At 74.0% G+C, this 4,442-nt stretch carries 5 protein-coding genes; 1 reads left to right on the forward strand and 4 read right to left on the reverse strand.

All coding sequences use genetic code 11. From position 1 onward, the window contains the following. Nucleotides 1–1,178, forward strand: a 1,178-nt coding sequence (locus tag G3I42_RS23555) for a GTPase-associated protein 1-related protein (RefSeq protein ID WP_275405288.1), incomplete at its 5' end; no start/stop codon positions are given. 45 nt (nucleotides 1,179–1,223) lie between these two features. On the opposite strand, the gene G3I42_RS23560 is transcribed toward G3I42_RS23555, so the two are convergent. From G3I42_RS23560 to murC, 4 genes are all read right to left on the reverse strand, one after another. After that, a complete protein-coding gene (locus G3I42_RS23560; protein WP_164289045.1) occupies nucleotides 1,224–1,853 on the reverse strand; it encodes a 4'-phosphopantetheinyl transferase superfamily protein in 630 nt (209 codons plus the stop codon). Further along, nucleotides 1,850–2,716 (reverse strand): metallophosphoesterase, encoded by an 867-nt coding sequence (locus G3I42_RS23565; RefSeq protein WP_343244638.1) that lies wholly within the window; start codon nucleotides 2,714–2,716, stop codon nucleotides 1,850–1,852. Before G3I42_RS23565 ends, G3I42_RS23560 begins: the two co-directional genes overlap by 4 nt. Before the next feature lie 96 nt (nucleotides 2,717–2,812). Then, nucleotides 2,813–3,223 carry a peptide-methionine (R)-S-oxide reductase MsrB gene (gene msrB / locus G3I42_RS23570; protein WP_164289047.1) on the reverse strand — a complete coding sequence of 137 codons (411 nt, stop codon included), beginning with the start codon at nucleotides 3,221–3,223 and terminating at the stop codon, nucleotides 2,813–2,815. A 10-nt stretch (nucleotides 3,224–3,233) separates the two neighbouring features. Then, nucleotides 3,234–4,442 (reverse strand): UDP-N-acetylmuramate--L-alanine ligase (murC, locus tag G3I42_RS23575; RefSeq protein WP_164289049.1); only part of this gene is annotated, 1,209 nt, incomplete at its 5' end.

Below are 4,442 nucleotides of genomic sequence, written 5' to 3' on the forward strand. Positions count from 1 at the left end.
TCGCCGAGCCCACGCTCGGCCCGCGCCGCTCCGTCGCGCTGCTCCAGGCCGCCGCCGTGCTGGGCGTCGAGGTCGAAGGCCCGGTGCTGGAGGACGTGGCCGACCGGATCGCGACCGCCCTCACCCGTCTGCCCGCCGAGGAGGAAGCGCTCCCCGTGCCCGGGGCGCTCGCCGGGCTGCCCGAACTGTGCGCCGTACTGCTGCCCCGCCTTGAGCGGTACGCGGCGCGCGAACCGCTCGCCGCTCAGGCCCTGTTGGGGGTGGTCGACCTCCCGCTCGACGCCGCCGTCCGGCCCGTGCCGCACCTGCGCATGTGCGCGGGTGCCGCGTCGGCGCGCGCGTTCGCGCTCGACGCGGTCGCGGCCTGGGACGAGTTGCTGCGGACCTCGCGCCCGTCCTGGTCGACCGAACCCACGCTGCTGAACACGGCGTTGCGCCTCGTATGGACCGAACAGCCGCCCGGACTGGCCGAGATGGCGCACATCCTGGAGGCCGCGGACTCCGACAGCCACCGGGCGGCGGGCACTTGGCGCGAGGCGGTCGCGGCGGCGGAGCGCGGAGGGACGGGCACGGAGGCGGAAGCGGCGGCGGGCCGCACCCTCGCCGCCCACCTGTTCCGCTCCTTCCCCGCCGAACTGACCGCCCGGACCCGCGCTCGCCTGCGGCTCCTCGAACTGGCCGGGGACATCGCCGAGGGACGCGGCGCGGACTGGGCCGAACAAGCCGTGAAGTTGCGGGAGTCGGGCGGCCTCGCGGAGCCCACCGGGCTCCTCGCGCACGCGTACACGGCCCTGGGCCACGCCGTGCTCCGGCAACCGGGCAGCCCGGAGGGCGAGTTGTACGGGCTCGCGCACTCCGGCGACGCGGAACTCCTCGCCGCGTACCAACAGGCGGCGCGGAATGCCGATTTCGGGGAACGGCTGCGCACCGACCCGACCACGGCGGCGGGTTGCTTCGTGGACTGGACGGCCCACCCCGGAGCGGGCCCCGGCTGGGAGGCGACGAGCGCGGCGCTCCTGGACGAAGTACTGCGCCCCGCCCTGCGCTCGGCCCCCCGCGCCCACCTGACCGCCCTCACCACGACCCTCGCGGAGGGCGGTCCGCACCGCGTGAGCGCGTTCGAGAGCTGGCACCAGCGCACCCGCGCGAGCCGCTGGCGCCGCCTCATCGGGGGCTGAACCCCGCCACGGGCCCGCGCGGGTGGACATCAAGCCCGTGCCCTCTCACCCCCGTACCGTCACCGCCGTCACCACCAGTCCGTCCCCCGCCGCCCACCTCCCGGTCAACTCCCGTACCGGGCCTGCCACCAGTACGCGTGCCGTGAAGGTGCCGTCCGGTGACAGGGCCAGTTCGGCCTCGGTGAAGTCGAGGAAGCGGCGGGCGAGCGGGAACCACGCCTTGTAGACCGACTCCTTCGCGCTGAAGAGGATGCGGTCCCAGGCCGGGCCGTCCGGGGGGAGGGCCGCGAGGGCCGCGCGGTCGGCGGGGAGGGCGATCATGTCGAGGATGCCCGGGGGCAGGGGCGCGTCCTCTTCCGCGTCGATGCCGAGGCTGCGCCAGTCCTCGGCGGGGGCGACGGCGGCGGCGTGGTAGCCGGGGCAGTGCGTCATGCTGCCGACGATCCCGGCGGGCCAGCCCGGGGCGCCGCGTTCGCCCGGGAGGAGCGGCACCGGCGGGCGGCCGAGCGCCGCGAGCGCGCGGCGCGCGCAGCCCCGTACCGTCGTGAACTCCGCGCGCCGCTTCGCGACCGCGCGCGCCACGAAGGGCTCCTCCTCGGGGAAGAGCGTCACGTGCGGGTCCGTCCCGTGGTGGTACGCGGTGCTGATGCCCTCGGGCAGGACGGCGGCGATCACGAGGCGGCCCCGGGGAAGACGGGGCGGGCGAGGTCGGCGCGGCGCCCGTAGCGCTTCCACTCGCGCGGGTAGCCGAGCGAGACCTCCTCGAAGGGCACGCCGTCGTAGCGGGTCGAGCGGGGGATGTGCAGGTGCCCGTAGACGACGGCACGGACGTCGAAGCGCGTGTGCCAGTCGGCGGTGCGGACCGTGCCGCACCACTGCACGAACTCCTGGTGCGTCATGATCTCGGTCGGCTGCCGCACGAGGGGCCAGTGGTTGACGAGGACGAGCGGCGGACCGCCCGCCGCCTCGGCGAGCCGTTTCTCGGTGTACGCGATCCGGTCCGCGCACCACTCGGCGCGGCCCGCGTACGGCTCGTGGTGGAGCACGGCCTCGTCGGTGCAGACGATGCCCGCCTCGTGCGCGGCGGCGAGGGAGTCCTCGGGGGTCGTGGTGCCCGGGGCGTACCAGGAGTAGTCGTACAGGGTGAAGAGCGGGGCGATACGGAGCGGGCCGCCCGCACCGTCCGGCCCGCCGCCGGGCCCGTCCCACACCGGCCAGGGGTCCTCGGGGGTCAGGACGCCGATCTCGCGGCACAGCGCGACGAGCTTGGCGTACCGTGCCGCGCCGCGTGCCTGGTCCGGCTCGCCCGGCAGGGTCCACAGCTCATGGTTCCCCGGCGCCCACACGACGCGCGCGAAGCGGCCCGCGAGGAGGCGCAGCGCCCAGTCGATGTCGGCGAACCGCTCGCCGATGTCGCCCGCGACGATGAGCCAGTCCTCCGGGTGCGCGGGGCGTATCCCCTCGGTGAGGGCCCGGTTCTCCTCGTACGAGATGTGCAGGTCGCTCACGGCCCGCAGGGTCTTGCGCGTTGCTGTCACCCGAGGAGCCTAGAGCGAAGGGGCGGGTGGCGTCAGCCCGTCCCGCCCCTTCCCCGCTCCCGGGCCCGTCGTGCGGCCCGCTCGCGTCAGCTCTCGTCAGCTCTCGTCGGCCGGGACGAGCTTCACGGAGATCGAGTTGATGCAGTACCGCTGGTCCGTCGGCGTCGCGTAGCCCTCGCCCGCGAAGACGTGGCCGAGGTGCGAGCCGCAGTTGGCGCAGCGGACCTCGGTACGGACCATGCCGTGCGAACGGTCCTCGATCAGCTCGACGGCGTCGGAGTCCTTCGGGTCGAAGAAGGACGGCCAGCCGCAGTGCGACTCGAACTTGGTGTCCGAGGTGAAGAGCTCGGCACCGCAGGCGCGGCAGTTGTAGACGCCCTTCGTCTTCGTGTCGGTGTACTCACCGACGAAGGCGGGCTCGGTGCCGGCCTGGCGGAGCACCGCGTACTCGTTCGGCGTCAGCTCCTCGCGCCACTCCTGGTCCGACTTCTCGACGTTGTACGCCATGGCCTGCTCCTCACTGCTCGGGGTGGTGCGGTCCGGCGGCGAGCCGGTCCAGGATGGCGGGGCCGAGGTCGGTGACATCGCCCGCTCCCATGGTGAGAACGAGATCACCGGGCTTCGCCATTCCCGCGACGGCCTCCGCGACCTCGTCCTTCGCGTGCAGCGGGCTCACGTCGGCCCCGGCGGCGCGACCGGCGGCGATGATCAGCTCGCTCGTGACGCCCTCGATGGGGTCCTCGCGGGCCGGGTAGATGTCCAGGACGAGGGAGGAGTCGGCGAGCGCGAGGGCCTGGCCCATCTCCTTGCCCAGCTCCTGCGTGCGCGAGAAGAGGTGCGGCTGGAAGACGACGAGGATGCGCCCCTCGACGGCGCCCCGCATCGCCTCCAGGTCGGCGGCCATCTCGGTGGGGTGGTGCGCGTAGGAGTCCACGACCTGCACGCCCGCGGCCTCGCCCTTGAGCTGGAGGCGCCGCTTCACGCCCGTGTAGCTGCGGAGCGCGGAGGCGAGGTTGTGCAGCGGGACGCCGAGGGAGACGCCCGCGACGAGCGCGGCGACCGCGTTGTGGGCGTAGTGGCTGCCGGGCACGGAGACCGTGAACGTGAGCAGCTTGCCGTGGAGCGAGACGGTGACCTCGCTGGTCAGGCCGCGCGGGGTGACCTTGTGCACCCGTACGTCCGCGTCCTCGGCCGAGCCGTAGGTGAGGACGGTGAGCTCCGCCCGGTCCCGCACGCGGCGGGTCAGCTCGCGGGCGCCCTCGTGATCCGCGGAGATCACCAGCGTGCCGCCGGGGACGATCTTGCCGACGAAGGTCTCGAAGGACTCGTAGATCTCCTCGATCGAGGCGTAGTTGGCGTGGTGGTCGAGTTCGACGTTGAGGACGACGGCGACCTCGGGGGCGTACGTGTGGAAGCTGCGGTCGCTCTCGTCGGCCTCGGCGACGAAGATCTCGCCGCTGCCGTGGCGCGCGTTGGAGCCGGGCGCGTCGAGGTCGCCGCCGATCGCGTACGAGGGGTCGAGCCCGAGCGTCGTGAGGGAGACGGCGAGCATCGAGGTCGTCGTCGTCTTGCCGTGCGTGCCGGCGACCGCGAGGGGCCGCGTGCCCGCCATGAGGGCGGCGAGGGCGTCGGAGCGGTGCACGACGGGGATGCCGAGTTCCCGGGCGCGGACCAGCTCGGGGTTGTCGGCGCGGATCGCGGACGAGACGACGACGGCGGAGGTGTC

It is taken from the genome of Streptomyces sp. SID11385 (assembly GCF_010548245.1).
GTDB lineage: Bacteria > Actinomycetota > Actinomycetes > Streptomycetales > Streptomycetaceae > Streptomyces.

What these genes read in the sequence shown, in the direction of transcription:
- msrB (WP_164289047.1), bottom strand. Translation starts at nt 3,223, where the DNA reads ATGGCGTACAACGTCGAGAAGTCGGACCAGGAGTGGCGCGAGGAGCTG.